The sequence below is a fragment of the Trichormus sp. NMC-1 genome, assembly GCF_001858025.1.
GTDB lineage: Bacteria > Cyanobacteriota > Cyanobacteriia > Cyanobacteriales > Nostocaceae > Anabaena.
The window spans coordinates 1-573 of record NZ_LZQD01000024.1 but is presented as its reverse complement, the minus strand read 5'-3'; the positions used below and the strand labels follow the sequence as shown (position 1 = coordinate 573).

At 51.1% G+C, this 573-nt stretch carries 1 protein-coding gene and 1 other annotated feature (1 of these 2 only partly in view); the gene reads left to right on the top strand.

The features are described from left to right. Nucleotides 1–573, top strand: a sequence feature (mutual gap in cmsearch alignment for this rRNA model is longer than 100) (it extends 3,097 nt beyond the left edge of the window). Next, nucleotides 1–477 (top strand): PqqD family protein (locus tag A9Y75_RS25685; protein WP_071192717.1); only part of this gene is annotated, 477 nt, incomplete at its 5' end. Its footprint overlaps the feature before it by 477 nt.

The following is a 573-nucleotide window of genomic DNA, read 5'->3' as shown; positions in this document are numbered from 1 at the left end:
CAAGTCTATGACTTGGCGGCGTTTCTGTTTCTGCACGCCTGTGGGACAGCAGCCCTGAAAGACACAATCTTTCAGGGTTTTTCTTTTTCTGCGGTTCTTCAGCTATCATGGCCGGGGCAAGGCCGGGGCATGGGGCCTGGGATGGTATTGGCTGGAAAGACTATGATCCTGCTGGACACGATTGTCATGCGGAACACAATCATTCTGGATGCAGACATTCAGAATGAAACCGTGCTGATGAATGCTGAAACCGGCCAATATTATACCCTTACCGCCACCAGCCGCGCGATCTGGGACATGCTCAAGGAGCCTGTCCGCGTGCGCGATCTATGTGCAAGCCTGGCGGCCTCCTACCAGACCCCGCTTGAAACGGTTCAGGCCGATACGCTGGAATTCCTGGGCTATTTGTCGGAACAGAGGATGATTATCGGCGATACCTGCCCGGCTGAAGCTAGTGCGGGTGGTGTGGGCATCTAATGTTTCTCTGACTGTAATTTATATGGAATAAGACATTATTTATGGTGTATATAATATCTCAATGCATATCTATGCATGCTGAATGACTGCGGCAGG